This is a genomic window from uncultured Castellaniella sp., from assembly GCF_937988725.1.
Taxonomy (GTDB): Bacteria; Pseudomonadota; Gammaproteobacteria; order Burkholderiales; family Burkholderiaceae_B; genus Castellaniella.
Map to the genome: position 1 here is coordinate 35860 of NZ_CALKHS010000001.1, position 20144 is coordinate 56003.

17 protein-coding genes are annotated in these 20144 nt (G+C 64.0%); 16 read left to right on the forward strand and 1 reads right to left on the reverse strand.

Translation table 11 applies throughout. The annotated features are described in order from the left end of the window. Positions 1–59 precede the first annotated feature (59 nt). A complete protein-coding gene (locus Q0263_RS00185; RefSeq protein WP_298012109.1) occupies positions 60–1016 on the reverse strand; it encodes a LysR family transcriptional regulator in 957 nt (318 codons plus the stop codon). 141 nt (positions 1017–1157) lie between these two features. Between Q0263_RS00185 and xdhA the strand changes: the two genes are divergently transcribed. From xdhA to Q0263_RS00265, 16 genes are all read left to right on the forward strand, one after another. Beyond that, positions 1158–2642, forward strand: a complete 1485-nt coding sequence (gene xdhA, locus Q0263_RS00190; RefSeq protein ID WP_298012111.1) for a xanthine dehydrogenase small subunit — start codon at positions 1158–1160, stop codon at positions 2640–2642. Positions 2643–2652: 10 nt separating this feature from the next. Further along, positions 2653–5034, forward strand: a complete 2382-nt coding sequence (gene xdhB, locus Q0263_RS00195; RefSeq protein WP_298012113.1) for a xanthine dehydrogenase molybdopterin binding subunit — start codon at positions 2653–2655, stop codon at positions 5032–5034. A 10-nt stretch (positions 5035–5044) separates the two neighbouring features. Beyond that, on the forward strand, positions 5045–6070 hold the full coding sequence (gene xdhC, locus Q0263_RS00200; RefSeq protein WP_298012115.1) for a xanthine dehydrogenase accessory protein XdhC: 1026 nt from the start codon (positions 5045–5047) through the stop codon (positions 6068–6070). Between the two features lie 58 nt (positions 6071–6128). Beyond that, positions 6129–7454, forward strand: a complete 1326-nt coding sequence (gene guaD, locus Q0263_RS00205; protein WP_298012117.1) for a guanine deaminase — start codon at positions 6129–6131, stop codon at positions 7452–7454. 47 nt (positions 7455–7501) lie between these two features. Beyond that, positions 7502–8986, forward strand: coding sequence for an AMP nucleosidase (locus Q0263_RS00210; RefSeq protein ID WP_298012120.1), 1485 nt, complete (start codon positions 7502–7504; stop codon positions 8984–8986). 2 nt (positions 8987–8988) lie between these two features. Continuing rightward, a complete protein-coding gene (locus Q0263_RS00215; protein WP_298012122.1) occupies positions 8989–9537 on the forward strand; it encodes a YaeQ family protein in 549 nt (182 codons plus the stop codon). A gap of 236 nt (positions 9538–9773) precedes the next feature. Continuing rightward, on the forward strand, positions 9774–11048 hold the full coding sequence (locus Q0263_RS00220) for a CaiB/BaiF CoA-transferase family protein (RefSeq protein ID WP_298012123.1): 1275 nt from the start codon (positions 9774–9776) through the stop codon (positions 11046–11048). Continuing rightward, complete coding sequence (locus Q0263_RS00225) at positions 11045–12604, forward strand: carboxyl transferase domain-containing protein (RefSeq protein ID WP_298012125.1); 1560 nt, start codon at positions 11045–11047, stop codon at positions 12602–12604. The genes Q0263_RS00220 and Q0263_RS00225 overlap by 4 nt, the downstream gene beginning before the upstream one ends. Positions 12605–12650: 46 nt before the next feature. Next, positions 12651–12872, forward strand: coding sequence for an acetyl-CoA carboxylase biotin carboxyl carrier protein subunit (locus tag Q0263_RS00230; protein ID WP_298012127.1), 222 nt, complete (start codon positions 12651–12653; stop codon positions 12870–12872). Next, positions 12869–14449, forward strand: a complete 1581-nt coding sequence (locus Q0263_RS00235; protein WP_298012130.1) for a carboxyl transferase domain-containing protein — start codon at positions 12869–12871, stop codon at positions 14447–14449. The genes Q0263_RS00230 and Q0263_RS00235 overlap by 4 nt, the downstream gene beginning before the upstream one ends. 40 nt (positions 14450–14489) lie before the next feature. Continuing rightward, positions 14490–15857, forward strand: a complete 1368-nt coding sequence (locus Q0263_RS00240; protein ID WP_298012132.1) for a biotin carboxylase N-terminal domain-containing protein — start codon at positions 14490–14492, stop codon at positions 15855–15857. A 10-nt stretch (positions 15858–15867) separates the two neighbouring features. Continuing rightward, positions 15868–16572: a GntR family transcriptional regulator gene (locus tag Q0263_RS00245; RefSeq protein ID WP_298012134.1), complete on the forward strand. Its 705-nt coding sequence runs from the start codon at positions 15868–15870 to the stop codon at positions 16570–16572. Positions 16573–16645: 73 nt separating this feature from the next. Further along, complete coding sequence (locus Q0263_RS00250) at positions 16646–17656, forward strand: ABC transporter substrate-binding protein (RefSeq protein ID WP_298012137.1); 1011 nt, start codon at positions 16646–16648, stop codon at positions 17654–17656. 30 nt (positions 17657–17686) lie between these two features. Beyond that, the gene (locus Q0263_RS00255) at positions 17687–18484 is read left to right on the forward strand and encodes an ABC transporter ATP-binding protein (RefSeq protein WP_298012139.1); all 798 of its coding nucleotides are present in this window, start codon (positions 17687–17689) and stop codon (positions 18482–18484) included. Continuing rightward, on the forward strand, positions 18477–19352 hold the full coding sequence (locus tag Q0263_RS00260; RefSeq protein ID WP_298012142.1) for an ABC transporter permease: 876 nt from the start codon (positions 18477–18479) through the stop codon (positions 19350–19352). The genes Q0263_RS00255 and Q0263_RS00260 overlap by 8 nt, the downstream gene beginning before the upstream one ends. Before the next feature lie 10 nt (positions 19353–19362). Next, positions 19363–20124 carry a sulfite exporter TauE/SafE family protein gene (locus Q0263_RS00265; RefSeq protein ID WP_298012144.1) on the forward strand — a complete coding sequence of 254 codons (762 nt, stop codon included), beginning with the start codon at positions 19363–19365 and terminating at the stop codon, positions 20122–20124. Positions 20125–20144 lie beyond the last annotated feature (20 nt).

Below are 20144 nucleotides of genomic sequence, written 5' to 3' on the forward strand. Positions count from 1 at the left end.
CGCACGCCTCCGGTACGCTGATTTACCCCAAGTTACCGTCCGGCGGCGCCCCCGGGCTTTCAGGACGGTGTCGCGGACCCCTGCGCGCCCAGGCTGGCCTGCAGCATGGACGCGACCCGGACGATGCACTGGCGCAGCCAGATGACTTCGGCCGCGCCGTGGCAGCGGCGGTGCCACAGCAGGTAGAAGCGCATGGCCGGGAAGGGGAAGGGCGAGGGCAGGATGGTGATGGGCAGATAGCGGGCGTAGTGCTGGGCGAACTGCCGCCCCGTGGTGAAGACCAGGTCGGTGCGCAGCAGCATGCCCGCGACCTGGCCGAAATAGGGGATGGTCATCTGGATGTTGCGCCGCAGGCCCTGGGCGGCCAGATAGCCGTCGATGAAGCTCTGCCGTTCGGAGACGTAGGGAAAGGGCGCCAGGTGGGGCAGTTCCAGATACTGCTTCAGGCTCAGTTCCCGGTGCGCGATGGGGTTCTGGCTGCCCACCATGCAGACGACTTCGTCGTCGAACAGCCGCGCCATGTGCATCTGGGGCGGCGGTTCCAGCCAGTTGCCGATCACCACGTCCAGACCGCCGTCCTCCAGGCCGCCGGCGTAGTCGTAATCGGCATTGATCGGGTGTACGATGAATTTGGCATGGGGCGCTTCGCGGCGCAGGATTTCGGCGATGTTCGGCAGGAACATCGCATCCAGGTAGTCGGGGGCGCCCAGGTGGAATTCGCGCGTCGAATGGGCCGGATCGAATTCTCCGGGAGGCTGGGTGATGCGCTCGATGGCGGACAGCGCTTCGTTGGCATGGGCCAGCAGTTCCTGGCCGCGTTCGGTGGCGACCATGCCGGTCTTGCTGCGCACCAGGATCGGGTCGCCGGTGATGTCGCGCAGCCGCCGCAGCGAATTGCTGAGCGCGGGCTGGGAAAGGCCCAGCTTGATCGCGGCGCGCGACACGCTCTGTTCGGTCAGCAGGATCTGCAGGATGCGCAGCAGGTGGGTGTCCATGGAATCACGGGTTTTGCTCATGCGGACCATTATTCACGGCGCGGGCGTCGGCGTCCATGATCAGCGACCCTGATACCCCCCATCATCGTTCGTGAATGCCGGGGCTTGCGGCTTGGTGCTATCTTGGATCCAACACCCGGCTTGAATATAAAAGGTATCCCGATGGAGACAACAGCCATTCGCTTTCAGTATCGCGGTCAGGTCCACGAGGTCGCTGATCAGCCCACCACCCGCACCGTGCTGCAGTATCTGCGCGAGGACCTGGGCTGCATGGGCACCAAGGAAGGTTGCGCCGAAGGCGACTGCGGCGCCTGTACCGTGATGGTGGCCGAACCCGACGGCCAGGGCGGCGTGACGATGCGCGCGGTCAACTCCTGCATCCAGTTCCTGCCCACCCTGGACGGCAAGGCGCTGTATACGGTCGAGGACCTGCGCCAGCCCGACGGCTCGCTGCATCCGGTGCAGCAGGCCATGGTGGACTGTCATGGATCCCAGTGCGGTTTCTGCACGCCCGGCTTCGTCATGTCGCTGTGGGGCATGTACCTGGCCCATGGCCCGCAGGACCCGGCGCCCTCCCGCACGCAGATCGACGATGCCCTGTCGGGCAATCTGTGCCGCTGCACGGGCTATCAGCCCATCATCCGAGCCGCCGACGAGATGTACCAGTATCCGGCGGTCGAGTTCGACCGCGCCGCGCTGGTGAAGACCCTGGCCACGCTGCAGCGCGAGGACGTGTTTTCCTACACGCACGACGGCCACACCTTCCATGCGCCGCGCACCCTGGCCCAGCTGGCGCAGTTGCGCCTGGATCATCCGGACGCCCGCATCCTGGCCGGCAGCACCGACGTCGGCCTGTGGGTGACCAAGCAGCAGCGCGACCTGCCGCATCTGATCTACATCGGCCAGGTGCGCGAACTGCGCGACATCCACGAAGAAGGCGACGACCTGATCATCGGGGCGGGCGCCCTGCTGAACGACGCCTACGATGCGCTGGTGGCGCATATCCCGGAACTGGCCGAATTGCGCCAGCGCTTCGCCTCCTTCCCGATCCGCAACGCCGGCACGCTGGGCGGCAACGTGGCCAATGGCTCGCCCATCGGCGATTCCATGCCTGCGCTGATCGCCCTGGGCGCCAGCATCATCCTGCGCCGCGGCGACCGGGTCCGGGAACTGCCGCTGGAAGACTTCTATCTGGCCTATCAGAAGAACGCCGCCGAAGCGGGCGAATTCGTGCAGGGCCTGCGCGTGCCGGTCCGGGTGGCGGGCCGCCAGTTCCGCGCCTACAAATTGTCCAAGCGCTTCGACCAGGACATCTCCGCCGTCTGCGCCGCGTTCGCCGTGGTGCTGGACGAGGCCGGGCAGGTGCGGCAGCTGCGCACCGGATTCGGGGGCGTGGCCGCCACGCCCTGCCGGGCGCGGGCGGTGGAAGCTGCCCTGCAGGGCCAGGCATGGGACGAAACCCGCGTGCGCGCGGCCATGCAGGCCGTCGCCCAGGACTTCAAGCCCCTGACCGACATGCGGGCCAGCAGCGACTATCGCCTGCTGGCTTCGCAGAATCTGCTGTATCGCTTTTATCTGGAAACCGCCCCTGGGGCGCCGTTGGCGACGCATCAGGTGAATACGGCCAATCTGGCCGAACTTGCTTGAGGAGCCCGACATGAACATGCGTGTCAACATTCCGGTCGAACTGGACCGGCTGGCGATCGGCAACGACAGCATCCCGCGTCCGGTGGTGGGCGAGCCGGCCGCGGGCGCGGCCAGTCCGCACGAATCGGCCGCGCTGCACGTCAGCGGCGAAGCCGTCTACACCGACGACATCCCCGAATTGCGCAATACCGTGTATGCGGCGCTGGGCCTGTCCGACAAGCCCCACGCCCGCGTCGCCGCCATGGATCTGGACGCCGTGCGCCAGGCGCCGGGCGTGCTGGCCGTGCTGACGGCCAAGGACATCCCCGGCGTGAACGACTGCGGCCCGGTCGTCGCCGACGACCCCATCCTGGCCGATGGCATCGTGCAGTACGTCGGGCAGCCGATGTTCGTGGTGGTGGCCAGAACCGTGGACCAGGCGCGGCGCGCCGCGCGTCTGGGGAAAATCAGCTACGAGGAACTGCCTTTCCTGCTGACGCCCAAGCAGGCCAAGGACGCCGGCGTGGGCACGACCGATGAATTGCGCCTGATCAAGGGCGACGTGCAGAAAGCCCTGGACGGCGCCCCGGTGCGCCTGACGGGCGTGTTTTCCTGCGGCGGCCAGGAGCAGTTCTACCTGGAAGGCCAGATCGCCTATGCCATCCCGCGTGAAAAGGACGGCATGCAGGTGCTGTGCTCCACGCAGCACCCGACGGAAATGCAGCATGCCGTGGCGCATGCCCTGGGCTGGCAGCGCCATCAGGTCGAGATCGAATGCCGGCGCCTGGGCGGCGGCTTCGGCGGCAAGGAATCCCAATCCGCGATGTTCGCCTGCGTGGCGTCCGTCTGCGCCGCGAAGCTGCAGCGGCCGGTGAAGCTGCGGGCCGACCGCGACGACGACATGATGATCACGGGCAAACGCCACGGCTTCTATTTCGAATACGACGTCGGCTTCGATCAGGACGGCCTCATCCTGGGCGTGCGCCTGGACATGACCTTGCATTCGGGCTATTCGGCGGATCTGTCCGAGGCCGTCGCCAGCCGCGCGCTGGCGCACTTCGACAATGCCTATTACATTCCGGCGGCCGATATCCATACGATGTGCGGCAAGCTCAACACGCAGTCGGCCACGGCCTTCCGCGGCTTCGGCGCGCCGCAGGGCGCCCTGGTCACCGAAGTGCTGATCGACCGCGTGGCCCGCCAGCTGGGCAAGGATCCGCTGGACGTGCGCTATCTGAACCTGTATGGCGTCGAGTCGCGCAACACGACCCCCTATGGCGAGGTCGTCGAGGGCAATCTGCTGCACCCCATCATCAGCGAACTGGAAGCTTCTTCCGACTACCGCGCCCGCCGCGAGGCGGTGCGGGACTTCAACGCCCACAGCACTGTCCTGAAGAAGGGCCTGGCGCTGACCCCGGTGAAGTTCGGCATTTCCTTCAACGTGCCGGCCTTCAACCAGGCCGGCGCCCTGGTGCACATCTATCGCGACGGCTCGGTGCTGCTGAACCACGGCGGCATCGAAATGGGCCAGGGGCTGAACACCAAGGTCGCGCAGATCGTCGCCAACACCCTGGGCCTGGACCTGGAGTGCGTGCGCGTCACCGCCACGGATACGTACAAGGTCGTCAACACCTCGGCCACGGCGGCGTCCACCGGGTCCGACCTGAACGGCAAGGCGGCCGAAGACGCCGCCCTGACCCTGCGCGCCCGCCTGGCCGATTTCGCCGCCCGCAAGTACGGCGGCAAGGCCGAGGACGTGTCCTTCGCCTGGCGGCAGGTCAGCGTCAACGGCAAGACCCTGCCGTTCGCGCAACTGGTCGAAGAGGCCTACTGGGATCGCGTGCAGCTGTGGTCCGACGGCTTCTACAAGACGCCCGGCATCAGCTGGGACAAGGCCACCAGCCGCGGCAATCCCTTCTTCTACTACGCCTTCGGCGCCGCCGTGTCCGAGGTCGTCGTCGACACCTTGACGGGCGAATGGAAGCTGCTGCGGGCCGACATCCTGCACGACGCGGGGGCCTCCATCAATCCGGCCATCGACATCGGCCAGATCGAGGGCGGCTACATCCAGGGCATGGGCTGGCTGACCACGGAAGAGCTGGTCTGGCGAGACGATGGCCGCCTGACCACGCATGCGCCGTCGACCTACAAGATCCCGGCCATCAGCGACTGCCCGCGCGATTTCCGCGTGCGGCTGTTCAAGGCCCGTAATCACGCGGATTCGGTCCATCATTCCAAGGCCGTGGGCGAACCGCCGCTGGTGCATGGCGTCAGCGTCTTCAATGCCATCGCCGATGCGCTGTCCGCGCTGGGCGACGGGCGTGAATCGCCCGAACTGTCCGCCCCGGCCACCCCGGAAGCCATCCTGATGGCGGCCGAAGACCTGCGGCAGCGTCACGCCGCCGCGGCTTGAGGACACCGGCATGACTGCCTGGATCGATCAGGCGCTCTGGTGCCTGGACCGCCAGCAGCCCGCGGTGCTGATCAGCGTCGCCTCCGTGCGCGGGTCGGCGCCCCGGGAAGCCGGCGCCAAGATGCTGGTGTCGGCGGGCCATCAATGGCTGACGATCGGCGGCGGCCAGCTGGAATGGCAGGCCACGCGGCTGGCGCGCGAACACCTGGGCAATGCGGATCATCCGGACCGCTGGGTCCGGGACATGCCGCTGGCCGCCTCGGCGGGCCAATGCTGCGGCGGCCTGGTGACGCTGCTGTTCGAGCGCCTGCGGGACACCGATCGCGCCTGGCTGCGGGATGCCTGCGACCGCCTGCGGCGCCAGGAATCGTTCGAGCGCGAGGTCGGCGTGGGCGGTCCGGGCGTGACCCCCTGGGTCCGCCTGCAGGCTCCGGCCGCCGCGTCGCATCCGGCCAACCGCTTCCAGGCGGCCCGCCTGCTGGATCCTTCCGACCCCCGGGGGTGTCCCGTGCTGACGGAACCCCTGCGGCCCGATTCCCTGCAGATCCTGGTCTTCGGGGCGGGGCACGTGGGCCATGCCCTGGTCAGCATCCTGGGCACCTTGCCCTGCCGCGTCACCTGGGTCGATGCGCGGGAAGATCTGTTTCCCGACGTCGTCGCCCCGAACGTCGTCATCGAGGCCACCGACACGCCCGAGGCCGTCATCGATCAGGCGCCCGCGGGCAGCTGCTACCTGGTCATGACGCATGATCACGCCCTGGACCAGCATCTGTGCGAACAGATCATGAAGCGCGACGACGCGGCCTATTTCGGCCTGATCGGCTCGGCCACCAAATGGCACAAGTTCCGGCAGCGCTTCGCGGCGCGCGGCATCCCGCCCGAACGCTATGCGCGGATCACCTGCCCGATCGGCGAGCCGGGGATCGAGGGCAAGCAGCCCGCCGTGATCGCCGTGTCCGTGGCGGCGCAGCTGATGCGGCTGCGCACCCAGCGGGAACATCGCGCGACGCAGGCCGACCTTGCCGTGACGCACTGATTCGAACAGGGCAGCCGGCCTCTCGCGCCGCTGCCGAAAAATACCCTCAGGAGACACCATGACCTCGACGTCAAACGCCCAAGTTGTGCCCGATGTGCAGGCCTATCGCGCCCAGTTGCTGTATTTTCGCGATACGCCCAAGGCCGAGGACGAGGCCTGTGAATGGGTCCGGGACGGCCTGCTGGTGGTGCGCGACGGCGTGATCGAGCAGTGCGGCGACTACGACGCACTGGCGCCCGGGCTGCCGGCGGGCGTCGCCGTGCACGACTGGCGCGGCCGCCTGATTACGCCGGGGTTCATCGATACGCACATCCACTATCCGCAGACCGACATGATCGCGTCGCCCGCGCCCGGCCTGCTGCCCTGGCTGGAAACCTACACGTTTCCCACCGAACGGCGCTTCGAGAACCCCGACTACGCCCGGGAAGTGGCGAAGTTCTTCCTGGATGAGCTGCTGCGCTGCGGCACCACCACGGCCCTGGTGTATTGCACCGTGCACCCCGGGTCGGCCCAGGCCTTCTTTGAGGAAAGCCATGCCCGCAACCTGCGCATGGTGGCCGGCAAGGTCATGATGGACCGCAACTGCCCGGAATACCTGCGCGACACGGCCGAATCCGGCGCGCGGGACAGCGAGGCGCTGCTGCAGCGCTGGCACGGCACGGGCCGCCAGATGTATGCGCTCACGCCGCGCTTCGCCCCCACGTCCACCCCCGAACAGCTGGGGCGCTGCCGCGAACTGGCGCAGCGCTATCCCGACGTATTCATCCAGTCGCACGTCTCGGAGAACCAGGACGAGGTGAAGTGGGTGATGTCCCTGTTCCCCGGGCACCGCAGCTATCTGGACATCTATGACGACTACGGTCTGCTGCGCCCCCGCGCCGTGTACGGGCACTGCGTCTGGCTGGACGACGACGACCGCCGCCGCATGCGCGATGCCGGCGCCGTGGCGGCGCACTGCCCCACGTCCAACCAGTTCCTGGGCAGCGGCCTGTTCGATTTCGCCGCCGCCAAGAACTTCGGCATGCCCGTGACCCTGGCCACGGACGTGGGCGGGGGATCGTCCTTTTCCATGCTGCAGACCATGAACGAGGCCCACAAGGTCGCCCGCCTGTCGGGCCACCACCTGACGGCCCGGCGCATGTTCTGGCAGGCCACCCAGGGCGCCGCCAAGCACCTGGGCCTGACCGGGCAGATCGGCACGCTGGAAGCCGGCGCCGAAGCCGACTTCATCGTCCTGGATCCGGGGGCCACTCCGCTGCTGGAGCGTCGCACCGCCCGCGCCGAATCCTTGGAAGAACTGCTGTTCGCCCTGGCCATGCTGGGCGACGACCGCGCGATCGCCGCGACCTACGCGGCGGGCCGGGAAGTGCATCGGCGGAATTAATCCATGCGTCACGAAGACCTGCCATAATCAGGCGCATGGAAAAGTTCATGGATACCCCCCGCCCGACGCGGCTGCCGCCGCTGGTGCCGTTTGCCAGCTACGACGATGCCGACGCCGCCGTCGATCAGCTGATTCACCTGTATCAGCGCAACACCGCGTTCATCCGCGATGCGTTCCGGGAATACGGCGCCGGCACGCTGGAAGTGGGGCAGCGCGTGCGGGCCTGCTATCCGGCCATCCGCATCCGCATCAACACCTATCCGGACGTGGACAGCCGCCTGTCCTACGGCCACCTGGTCGAGCCCGGCGTCTACATGACCACGGTGACGCGTCCGGCGCTGTTCCATGACTATCTGCGCGAACAGGTGCGCCTGCTGCTGCGCAATCACCGCGTGCCGGTGGAGATCGGCGAATCGGACCTGCCGATCCCCCTGCATTTCGCCTTCCCGGAAGGCGAATACGCCCAGGGCGAATATTCCGAGGTCCCGGGCCATACGCTGCGCGATCATTTCGACGTGCCGGACCTGTCCGTCACGGACGACGCCATCGTCAACGGCACCTGGCGCGGCCGGGCGAACCAGCCCCGGCCGCTGGCGCCCTTCACGGGCCCGCGCATCGATTATTCGCTGCAGCGCCTGCAGCACTACACCGGCACCTCGCCCACGCATTTCCAGGATTTCGTCCTGTTCACGAACTATCAGTTCTATGTGGACGAATTCGTGAAATGGGCGCGGGCCACGCTGGCGACCGGGGCGGGCGGCTATACCGCGCTGGTGGAACCCGGCAATCACATCGTCACGCAGGAAACCGCCGCCCAGGAAGCCCCGCCGCTGGCCTTCACCCCGCAGATGCCCACCTATCACCTGAAGCGCGAAGGCCATACCGGCATCACGCTGATCAACATCGGGGTGGGGCCGTCCAACGCCAAGACCATCACGGACCACGTGGCGGTGCTGCGGCCGTCGGCCTGGCTGATGCTGGGCCATTGCGCGGGCCTGCGCACCACCCAGCGCCTGGGCGATTACGTGCTGGCCCACGGCTACGTGCGTCAGGACCACGTGCTGGACGACGACCTGCCCCTGTGGGTGCCGGTGCCGCCGCTGGCCGAAGTCCAGGTAGCCCTGGAAGACGCCGTGGCCGAGGTCGCCGGCCTGTCGGGCTGGGAACTGAAGAAGATCATGCGCACCGGCACGGTCGCCACCATCGACAACCGCAACTGGGAACTGCGCGACCAGCAGGAACCCGTGCAGCGCCTGTCGCAGTCGCGGGCCATCGCCCTGGACATGGAATCGGCCACCATCGCCGCCAACGGCTTCCGCTTCCGGGTGCCCTACGGCACGCTGCTGTGCGTGTCCGACAAGCCCCTGCACGGCGAACTGAAGCTGCCCGGCATGGCCAGCGCCTTCTATCGCACCCAGGTCAACCAGCACCTGCACATCGGCATCCGGGCCCTGGAACGCCTGCGCGAGATGCCCGGCGAGCGTCTGCATTCGCGTAAACTGCGCAGCTTCATCGAAACCGCATTTAAATAATCATGGCCCTGCGCGCCACCATCTACAAAGCCGAAATCAACGTCGCCGACAACGATCGCGGCTATTACGGCAGCCATGCCGTCACCGTGGCGCGGCATCCGTCCGAGACCGACGAGCGCCTGATGGTGCGCCTGCTGGCCTACGCCCTGTGGGTGCAGGCCGACGAGCGGCTGGTCTTCACCCGGGGCCTGAGCGACACCGACGAGCCCGACCTGTGGAACCTGGACCTGACCGGCGCCGTGCAGCAGTGGGTCGAGATCGGCCTGCCCGACGATCGCCGCCTGCTGAAGGCATGCGGCCGCGCCGAACAGGTCGTCGTCCTGGCATACGGGCGCGGCGTGGACGTCTGGTGGGCGGGGGTGCGCAACAAGGTCGCCCGCGCCGGCAACCTGCAGGTCTATGCCCTGGACGCGGAAGCCACGAAGACCCTGGCCGCGCTGGCGGACCGCACGATGAATCTGAGCGTCAACGTCACCGACCGCAGCGCCTGGGTGTCTTGCGAACGCGGCGACGTCAGCCTGGACGTGCGCAGCCTGCGCAGCGTTGACTGACGGGTTCTCGGAACACAGTCATGGCCGCTGCGACGAGCAGCGGCGACAACTTTCCTTGTGAACAGTGTTTGAGATGTCTTCTTGGGAGGAGGCGTTTTCTTCAATCTAAATAGTTAACTATTTTGTATCTATTGAAGTTCTTGATCGTTGACAAAATAATTTCTACACCTATACTGGTGATTGCCGGGGCAGGTTTCCGAGTCGGGTAGCACAAGACTAGACGAAGGAGCATGGGTGTGAGCAGTCACGACAACTTGGCATCAGGAAAGACTTCCGGGCGCGGGCCCCTGGCGGGATGCCGTGTGCTGGAGCTGGGGTCCACTGTGGCGGGGCCTTTCTGTGCGCGGCTGCTCGCCGACTTTGGCGCTAGCGTGATCAAAGTCGAACAGAAGGACGGCGATGCGGTGCGCGCTATGGGCAAGATCAAGCAGGGGCGCTCGCTGTATGGCGCTTCCATTCTTCGCAACAAGCGCATCATCTCGATCGACCTGCATACATCGCAGGGACGTGAAATCGTCAAGAGGCTCTGCGCTCGCACCGACATCGTCGTCGAGAACTTCCGGCCGGGAACGCTGGAGCGCTGGGGGCTGGGATATCCGGTGCTGAAGGCGCAGAATCCCGGTCTCGTTCTGGTGCGCATCAGCGGCTACGGACAGGACGGCCCATATAGTCAACGTCCCGGCTACGGTGTGGTGTGCGAGGCCTTTAGCGGGTTGCGTGAGCTGACCGGGGATCCGGACCGCCCGCCGGCGCGCGTTTCGGTCTCGCTGACTGACTACATCACCGGTCTGTATGCGGCGTTCGGCGCGGTGATGGCGATCTTGGAGCGCACTCGCAGCGGCGAGGGCCAGGTTGTCGACGCCGCGCTTTATGAGGCGGCCTTCAGCTTCATGGAGCCGCACATTCCGGCGTTTCAACAGCTCGGCGTGGTTGCTACCCGCACGGGATCCAGGTTGCCCAATCACACCCCCAATACCTTGTATACCAGCGCCGACAGGCGCCATATCCACATTACAGCGGGTTCCCAGAGCGTTTTCCGGCGCTTGGTTCAAGCCATGGGGCGCCCGGAGTTGCTGGACGATCCGCGGTTTTCCACTCCCGTGGCCCGTTCGGCTCACGAGGATGACGTGGACGAAGTCGTCGGCGCGTGGGTCGGCAGCCTGCCTCTCGCCGAGGTGGAATCGCAGTTGGCTTGTGCGGGCGTTCCGGCGTCGCGAATTTTCAACATACGAGATATTTTCGATGACCCGCACTATCGCGCTCGCGGGATGGTTGCGACCCCGGAGGACTCGATCCTGGGACCGGTGGCCATGGCCAATGTGGTGCCACGCTTGTCACGCACTCCTGGAGAGGTCGCGTGGGCGGGGCACGATACCGGTGAGGATACGGTGCAGATACTGCGTGATGAACTCGATATGTCCGAGCCGCAGATACAGGAGCTGCTGCGCGAGGGGGTCGTTCACGATGCGACGACCGGGTGCTCCGTCATGGCCACAGGAGGTCAATCATGAATCAGGTTTCTGACTGGGGCGCCTCTGAGCTTGATCAGTTGCGTACGCTCGATGAACGCGAGCAGTGGGCCCTGCGCATGGGCGGGGAACGGAAGCTTCAGCGCCGGCGTGAAGCGGGAATCCTGAACGCCCGTGAGCGCATCGAACACTTTGTCGACCCGGGCAGTTACATCGAGAGCGGGCTGCTGGCCGTCTCGTCCGCGGTGCTGGCGGATCGCGACAGCACACCTGCGGACGCCAAGGTCGCGGGCTTTGCCAAAGTTGGCGGCCGTCCGGTCGGTGTCGTCGCCAATGACTTCACGGTCAAGGGCGCTTCCAGCAGCCTGACCAATATGAAGAAGATCGCGCACGTCAAGCGAGTGGCCACCGATCGTGGATTCCCTCTGGTGTTCTTCGGGGAATCGTCGGGGGCGAGGATGCCCGACAACATGGGTGCGCGGGGGATGGGAACGTTGCTCGGCAACGATCCGCAGCAGTACGTGCGCCAGCGTGAAACGCCGTGGGCGTCCGCCATATTGGGGCAGTGCTATGGCTCGTCGGCCTGGTATTCGTGCTTGTCCGATTTCACGGTCATGCGCAAGGGATCCACGCTCGCGGTTGCCAGTCCCGTGCTGGCTTCGTTGGCGATCGGACAGACGGTCGATTCAGAAGACCTGGGCGGCTGGGAGTTGCACAGTCGCACCACCGGCCTCGTCGATTGTGTCGTCGAGACGGACGAGGAAGCCATTGCGCTGGTGCAACGCTTCCTTTCATACCTGCCGTCCCACAACCAGGAAGCTCCTCCGTGCAGCGAACCTCTGGCCCCCGAGGAAAAATACGCTGACCTCGCCGCCGTGGTGCCCGACAACCGCCGCCGTGTGTATGACGTCCATAAAGTCATTAGGGGTGTCGTGGACGCAGGTAGCCTGCTTGAGTTCAAGCCGGCTTTCGGGCGCTCGCTCGTTACCGGCCTGGCGCGGATCGAAGGCCGGACCGTCGGTATCGTGGCTAACAACCCTATGGCCAAATCGGGTGCCATGGATGTGGCTGCATGCGAGAAGGCGACACGTTTCGTCGTGCTGTGTGATTCTTTCAATATCCCGTTGGTGCTGCTGGTCGACACCCCCGGCTTTGTCATCGGCATCGAGGGAGAGCGCATGAAGGCGCCCGGCAAGATCATGAACTTCATGACGGCTCTGCAGATGTGTACGGTGCCCAAGCTCTCGGTGATCATGCGCAAGAGCTACGGCCAAGCCTATCTGAATATGGGCGGCGGGCGCAATTCTGATGAAGTCGCTGCCTGGCCCATAGCGGAAATCAGTTTCATGGACCCTGACTATGCCGTGCGTGTGGTCACGTGGGGGCGCGATGCCGACGACGGTGCGCTTCAGGCGCTCCGGGAACAGATGGAGCGTGACAGCAACGTATGGGGGCTGGCCGAAATTTATGCTGCCCAATCTGTCATCCGTCCCGAAGATACGCGCCGGTACCTGGCTCAAATGCTGGGTGTGCATGCCATGCGCCGCAGCCATGGCGTCGGGCAGCATCGCATGGCGTCTTGGCCGACGACCTACTGAGTGGATCGGAGACAGTTTGACTTTTGCACGACGAGGAGACGGACAAATGGCAAAGGTAGAGTTGGGTTCGCCGGTAACGGGCACGGTCTGGAAGGTAGAGCGCGCGACTGGAGATTCGGTCGGTGAAGGGGATGTCATCCTTATCCTCGAATCCATGAAGATGGAAATACCGCTTGAATCAAGCGCAGATGGTGTCATTGTCGAGTTGCGTGTGAAGCCGGGCGAAGCCGTCGAAGAGGAGCAGATCCTGTGTGTGCTGGAAACGTGAATGCAGTGCCGGATGTCGATGCATCGGTCGTGTCCGAGCTGGGGTTTCGCCGAGGAGAATCCCGCAAGCTGGGAGGGGACGATGCTGTAGAACGACAGCACGCGAAGGGGAGGCTGACCGTCCGTGAACGCATCGCCGCAATGACCGATCCAGGCAGTTTCCGCGAAATCGGCACTCTGGCGGGCACAGGGCGCTATGACGAGCACAACCGCCTGGTGTCCGTGACGCCGGCGCCCTATGTGGCCGGCCTGGCGCGGATCGATGGTCGCGCCGTGGCCATAGGCGGAGAGGATTTCACGGTGCGAGGGGGAACCACATTCGGCAGCCTGAGACGCAAGGGTGGGCAGGGCGGCTTCATCGAGGATCTGGCGCATCATTACCGTGTCCCGCTGGTCAACCTGATCGACGGCGCGGGGGGCAGCGTGTTGTCCATCAAGCGTCGCGGGCACAGTGTGTTCCCGGGGGTGCATGGTTTCGAGCGATCGGTTGGCTTGTTGGGAACCGTGCCTGTGGTTTGCGCGGTGCTGGGAACCGCAGCCGGCGGGCCCGCCGGGCGGGCGATCCTGTCTCATTTTTCCGTCATGGTGCGCGACAACAGCCAGGTCTTTGCAGCGGGCCCTCCGGTGGTCAAGCGGTCGCTCGGGCAGGAGATCGACAAGAATGACCTGGGCGGCGCCGCCGTGGCGGTGGACAAAGCTGGCACCATCCACAATGCGGCGGTGTCCGAAGAAGATGCGTTCGCGCAAATCAGGAGATTCCTCAGTTTCATGCCGGACAATGTCTGGCAGCTGCCGCCGCGTGGCGATGCAAGCGACCCGGTCGACCGCTGTGACGAACGTTTGGCCAGCATCGTGCCGCAGCGGCGGACCCAGGCCTACAACATGCACAGGCTGGTGAAGCTGGTATGCGACGAGGGTTCGACTTTCGAGCTGCAGCCCACTTACGGCAAGGCAGTCATCACATTGCTGGCCCGCTTGGGCGGGCGCCCGGTTGGAATCGTGGCGAACAATCCGATGGTCTATGGCGGCGCCATGGATGTCCATGCAGCGCGCAAGCAGATTCACTTCATGGATCTCTGCGATACGTTCCATATCCCCATCGTGTTTTTCGTGGATGTTCCGGGTTTCATGGTCGGCCTGCGGGCCGAGGAAGCGGGGACCTTGCGCGAGGGCATGCGCGCCGTGTTCTTTGCCGGGCAGTTGTCGGTGCCGACCATCACCCTGGTCGTGCGCAAATGCTATGGCATGGCGGGCATGGCCACTTGCAACAAGAACGACGTGGATTTGAAACTGGCCTGGCCCACGGCCGAATGGGGGTCTTTGCCGGTTGAGGGCGGGGTGGCGGCCGCGTTCCGCGGAGACATCATGGCGGCGCCTGACCCGGCCGCCCGCGAGAAGGAAATCGAGGCGGAATTTCGGCCCTATGCTTCGCCTTTCCGTACCGCAGAGGCCTTTGCTGTCGAGGAAATCATCGATCCGCGCGAGACGCGGCCAGTGCTGTGCGAATTCGTCGCGCTTGCCGAGGCCCGCCTGCAGTCGGGTCTTGGCAAGCGCTCTCGTTCCGGAGTGCAGCCGTAGAACGCTGCCGGGCCCTGCCGAAGGAGACAAGGACAAATATATGGGCAACAGAAAAGTGTTGATCGCCAATCGTGGCGAGATTGCATGCCGCATCATGCACAGCTGTCGCCAACTGGGGGTTTCCACTGTTGCGGTGTTTTCCGAGGCCGACCGTGAGGCGATGCACGTTCAGCTTGCGGACGAGGCGGTATTCGTCGGTGCCGCGCCGGCGCGTGAGAGCTATCTGCGTGTCGATGCGATTCTTGATGCCGCGCGACGGACGGGAGCCAATGCGGTTCATCCGGGCTATGGCTTTTTGTCTGAGAACGCGGATTTCGCTGCGGCCGTCCAGGATGCCGGACTGATCTGGATAGGGCCGGCGCCTGCCTGCATTGCCGCAATGGGCGACAAGGAGCGCGCGCGCCAGATTGCTGATGCGGCCGGGGTGCCCGTACTTCCGGGCAGCCGCCGCTTTGAGCCTCATGATCTGGATGGCCTCGAGGAGGAGGCCCGGCGGCTGGAGTATCCGCTGCTGGTGAAGGCGGCTGCTGGGGGCGGCGGCATCGGGATGCGCCGGGTGGACCGGGAGTCGGATCTGCATCAGGCTGTGCAGGCCACTCAATCGATGGCGGCCAAGGCTTTCGGCGACGGGAGCGTGTACCTGGAGCATTACGTCTCTTCCGCCCGGCACGTCGAAGTGCAGGTATTCGGTTATGGGGATGGGAGCGGCGTTCATCTTTTTGATCGGGACTGTTCCGTGCAGCGCCGATTCCAGAAAGTGGTGGAGGAAGCGCCGGCTCCGGGGATCCCGGGCGAGGTCCGGGATGTACTGTATCGCTCGGCCCTGTCTCTGGTTCGGGCGCAGAAATACTCGGGGGCGGGGACGGTCGAATTCGTGTTCGACCGGCACAGAGAACGCGCCTGGTTTCTAGAGATGAATACGCGTATTCAGGTCGAGCATCCCGTGACGGAATTGATCACAGGTATCGATCTGGTAGGCTGGCAGCTCGAGCAGGCGTTCGGCTCGCTGCAGCGAGTTCCTCAGGAGGCCATTCGCGCCAGTGGGCATGCGGTCGAATGCAGGCTGTATGCAGAGCGTCCGGAGAAGGGCTTTCTTCCGTCTCCGGGGCCTCTGGAGGAACTGCGTTGGCCGGAAGAATCCGATGGGCTGCGGATAGACACAGGAGTTCGCGAGGGTGATCGGGTCACGCCTTACTACGATCCGATGATCGCCAAGTTGGCTGCATGGGGAGTGGACAGGTCCGCCGCCATCCACAGGCTTGAGCGTGCCTTGGCGGAGCTGAAGTTGAGCGGGTTGCGGACCAATGCTGAATTCCTGCGGCGGGTCCTCGGGGACGACGATTTTCTGCAGAGCAGAGTCGATACGGGGCTTGCAATGGCTGTGCTCGAGCGGTACGTCACACGTTGAACGAGGAATCATGATCAAGCGAGCAGAACATCCCGACCTTGAAAAAAAACCGCGTGTCCGCAAGACGGTTGAACGATCGGCGCCCGTCGACGTTCTGCAGGTGATGCGTGAACGGATTGCGACGTCCGAGCTTCCACCGGGAGCCAAGCTCAACGAATATGACCTTGCGAAAGAGTTCGACGTCCCTCGCACGCGGATCCGCGAGGTCTTCACGGCCCTCGAGCAGCGGGGGCTGATCGAAAGAATACCGAATCGGGGGGCTATGGTCGTGCGCCTCGAGCCTCAGCAAGTGTTCGACATCTACGACATGCGTGAGGTCCTGGAGGGGCTCTGCGCCAGGCTGGCTTGCCAGAATGCCGCGCCGGAGTCGTGGCAGGACCTGCTCGATCAGTTTTCAGGCCCGGTGGAAGAGGCCGTCAAGCGGGGGGATTTCGATGCCTATACCGAATTCTATGGGCAGTTTCGCAGGCGCTGCATAGAGGCAGCCAACAATCCGGTGCTGGCGCAGGCATTGGACAGCATTTATGAAAAGACGCAGGTACTCATACGCCGCATCGTCATTCTGCCGGGGCGCGGCGAGATCGGTGTGCGTGAGCACCGCGCCGTGCTGGAGGCGATGCGGCGAGGGGACGCAGAGGCCGCGGAGCATCTGCGACGCACGAACATCCGCAATGCCAAGGCTTTCCTGACACGGTATATCAAATACATTCTCTAGCGGTTCAAAGGAGACGGGAAGAGGCGCGGCACACCATCCACATTCGGTGGAGACCATAGAACGGGAGACAACGATGAAAGCACATCAGTTTCGTTTCACTGCGATTGCGATAGTTTGCAGCTTTGCCTTTGCCTGTTCAGCGCAGGCCGAAACAGATCAAGTGACGCTCGCGCGCCAGTTCGGAATCGGATATTTGCCCTTGGCCGTCATGCAGAACAAGGGGCTGGTCAAGAAGCATCTCGAGGCAGAAGGCCTGAAAGATACCAAGGTCAGCTGGATGCGGTTTGGTACGGGGTCTGCCGCCAATGATGCTCTGCTCTCCGGCCAGCTCAATTTTGCGGCAGGCGGCACGGGACCCGCCATCATTCTTTGGGACCGCACGCGATCGAGTGTTGATGTCAGGGGGGTGGCGGCGCTGAGTTCCATGCCGAACATGCTCGTGACCGCGGATCCCCGCATCAAGACGATCCAGGACCTTACCAACAAGGATCGTATTGCGATGGCTGGGGCGGGTTCGTCCGTGCAGACGGTATACCTGCAGATGGCCGTGTCCAAGATCTGGGGCATCAAGAACTACAAGAAACTGAATCCGCTCATGGTGAACCTTCCTCACCCTGAGGGCCTGAGGGCGGTGCTTTCCGGTTCCGGAGAGATTCGCTCCACATTCACCTCGCCGCCCTTCCAGTACATGGCGTTGGATCATCCCGGCGTGAAGGTCGTGCTCAATTCGTATGACGTCATGGGCGGGCCCAATACGTTCCTTATGGTCTGGGCCACGGACAAGTTCCGTACCGCCAATCCGAAAACCTATAAGGCGGTCCTGGGCGCGTTGAAGGAAGCAACCGCTTGGATCAACGATAACAAGCATGCGGCTGCACAGCTCTACGTCGAGGATGTTGGTGACAAATCCGACGTCCAGGCGATCGAGAAGATGATTCGCGACCCGCAGATACAGTACAAGATTGCGCCCGACCGGATCCTGCCCTACGCGCAGTTCATGCACAAGGTCGGCTCCATCAAGCATGATCCGAAGTCCTGGAAGGATTTGTTCTTCCCGGAAATTCACGATCTTGCGGGTAGCTGATGTCTCTGGACGTCCTTTCTGGAGTGGCTTATGGCTGAGCTTGTTGGCGGCGCTCCGTTGCTGGAAGTGACGGGCGTGACACTACGGTACAAGACCGCACGGCATCTGATCACGGCGACCTACAAAGTGAGTTTCCAGGTGCTGTCCGGCGATCGTTTTATCCTGCTCGGGCCCTCAGGCTGTGGCAAGTCCACGCTCCTGAAGGCGGTTGGAGGTTATCTGGCGCCGACTGAAGGTTCCATCCGCTTGCGCGGACGTGAGATCCGTGGGCCGGGGCCGGATCGCATGATGGTGTTTCAGGAGTTCGATCAGTTGCTGCCCTGGAAGACCATTTGCGAGAACGTGGCCTTTCCGCTCTGGAAAAGCGGCAAATGCGGGCGCCGGGAGGCTCGCGAAAAGGCGATGGAATACATCGACAAGGTCAACCTCAGCCAGTTCGCCGGCAATTATCCTCATACCCTGTCGGGGGGGATGAAGCAGCGAGTTGCCATCGCGCGCGGAATGGCGATGGAGCCCGACATTCTGCTGATGGACGAGCCCTTTGCTGCTCTGGATGCGCTGACGCGGCGCAAGATGCAAGATGAGTTGCTGCGCTTGTGGGAAGACACCCGCTTCACTGTCCTGTTCGTCACGCATTCCATCCCCGAGGCCATCCGCATCGGCAGCCGGATCCTGCTGCTTTCACCGCACCCGGGGCAGGTCAAGGCCGAACTGAACAGCCTGCGGCTGGACTGCGATGATGGCGTCCTGCGGAAGGGCCTTGAAGACCGCATTAACGATCTGCTGTTCGTGGATCGAGTGGAGGAAACGGAGGCGCCTCATGGATGAAACCACCAAATGGACGCCGCGTCCTGAAATTTATGGGAGCCCCGTGGCATCGGAGTCGTTCGGCGTGGTTGAAAAGCCGCTCTCGCTGTGGGAATGGATTTCCGGCATACCGGGGTTGCGCAAGAGCCTGGTGCTGGTCGGTCTGGCGATCATCTGGGAGTTGTATGCGCGCTATCTCAACAATTCCCTGCTGTTTCCCTCGCTGGGCGATACGTTCGGTGCTCTGGTCGCAGGAATCGTTTCTGGAGGGTTGTTGATCAAGATCTGGGCTTCAATCCGGGTTCTGCTCATCGGGTATGCAGTCGGCATGGCGTTAGCGGCTGCCATGACGGTGCTGGCCATCACTACGCGGGTCGGGGCGGATATTCTTGAAACTCTGACGGCGATGTTCAATCCGTTGCCGGCCATCGCCTTGCTACCCCTGGCGCTGATCTGGTTTGGCCTGGGAGAAGCCAGTCTCGTGTTCGTGCTGGTGCATTCCGTGCTGTGGGCGGTTACGCTCAATACGCACTCTGGATTCCGGAACGTATCACTGACGCTGCGCATGGTCGGGCGCAATTACGGATTGCGGGGGTTTTCCTATGTGTGCAGCATCCTCATTCCGGCCGCGCTGGCGAACATCCTGTCGGGCATGAAGATCGGATGGGCGTTTGCGTGGCGTACGTTGATCGCGGCCGAGCTTGTCTTCGGCGTCAGTTCAGGATCCGGAGGGCTGGGATGGTTCATTTATGAAAGGAAGAACATGCTTGATATCCCCAGCGTTTTCGCCGGCTTACTCGCCGTCATTCTTATCGGCCTGATCGTTGAGAATCTGATCTTCCGGACGCTCGAGAAGTACACCGTGCAGCGCTGGGGCATGCAGGTCTAGGAGCGCGAGCGTGTGGCACGGCCTGCTCCAAGCCGCCCCGTCGCTCCACGTGTATCTGGCCCTGGCTTCGATTACGCTTCTGGGAGGCGTGATGCGGGGCTTTTCAGGCTACGGTTCAGGTTTGCTCATGGCTCCCGTGTTCAGCCTTTTGCTGGCGCCCGCTGATGTCGTCGTCATCATTCTATTGCTGAACTTGCTGACTTCGCTGCAACTGATGCCGGTCTTCCTTCGTCGGGTCGACTGGCGCCTCACGTTTCGTCTCTTCGTCCCGTCGCTGGCGGGGTTGCCGGTCGGCCTGTATTTTCTGCATGGGGTCGATGCGATGATCTTGCGCAGGATCGTGGCCTTCCTGGTGATTCTGGTCGCGGTGTTGATGCTCAGCGGCTGGCATTATCGTGGACGCAGAGGCGTTTTTCAGGACGGCGTTGTGGGTGTCAGTAGCGGGTTCATGACCGCTGTGGGGGGCATAGGCGGGCCGCCCGTCATCCTGTATCTGCTGTCTGATCATACGCTGTCAGCAAGTGTTTTTCGAGCGGTCTGCCTGACGTATTTCAGCTTGGGACAGGTGGCGACTCTCATTCCGATGTCTGCGGGCGGCATAGTCACTGGGCACCAGTTGATCAATGTCGTGTTGCTGCTGCCGGTTGCCATGCTGGCCAATTTCCTGGGCGCCTTCCTGCACCGATGGGCCGAGGGGCGGAATCAGGCTTTGTTCCGTCGAGTGTCGTTGCTGTTCCTGCTCGCGACCGGTGTGTTCACGTTTTTGGTGTGAGCACGGCCGATCGGGCCGAG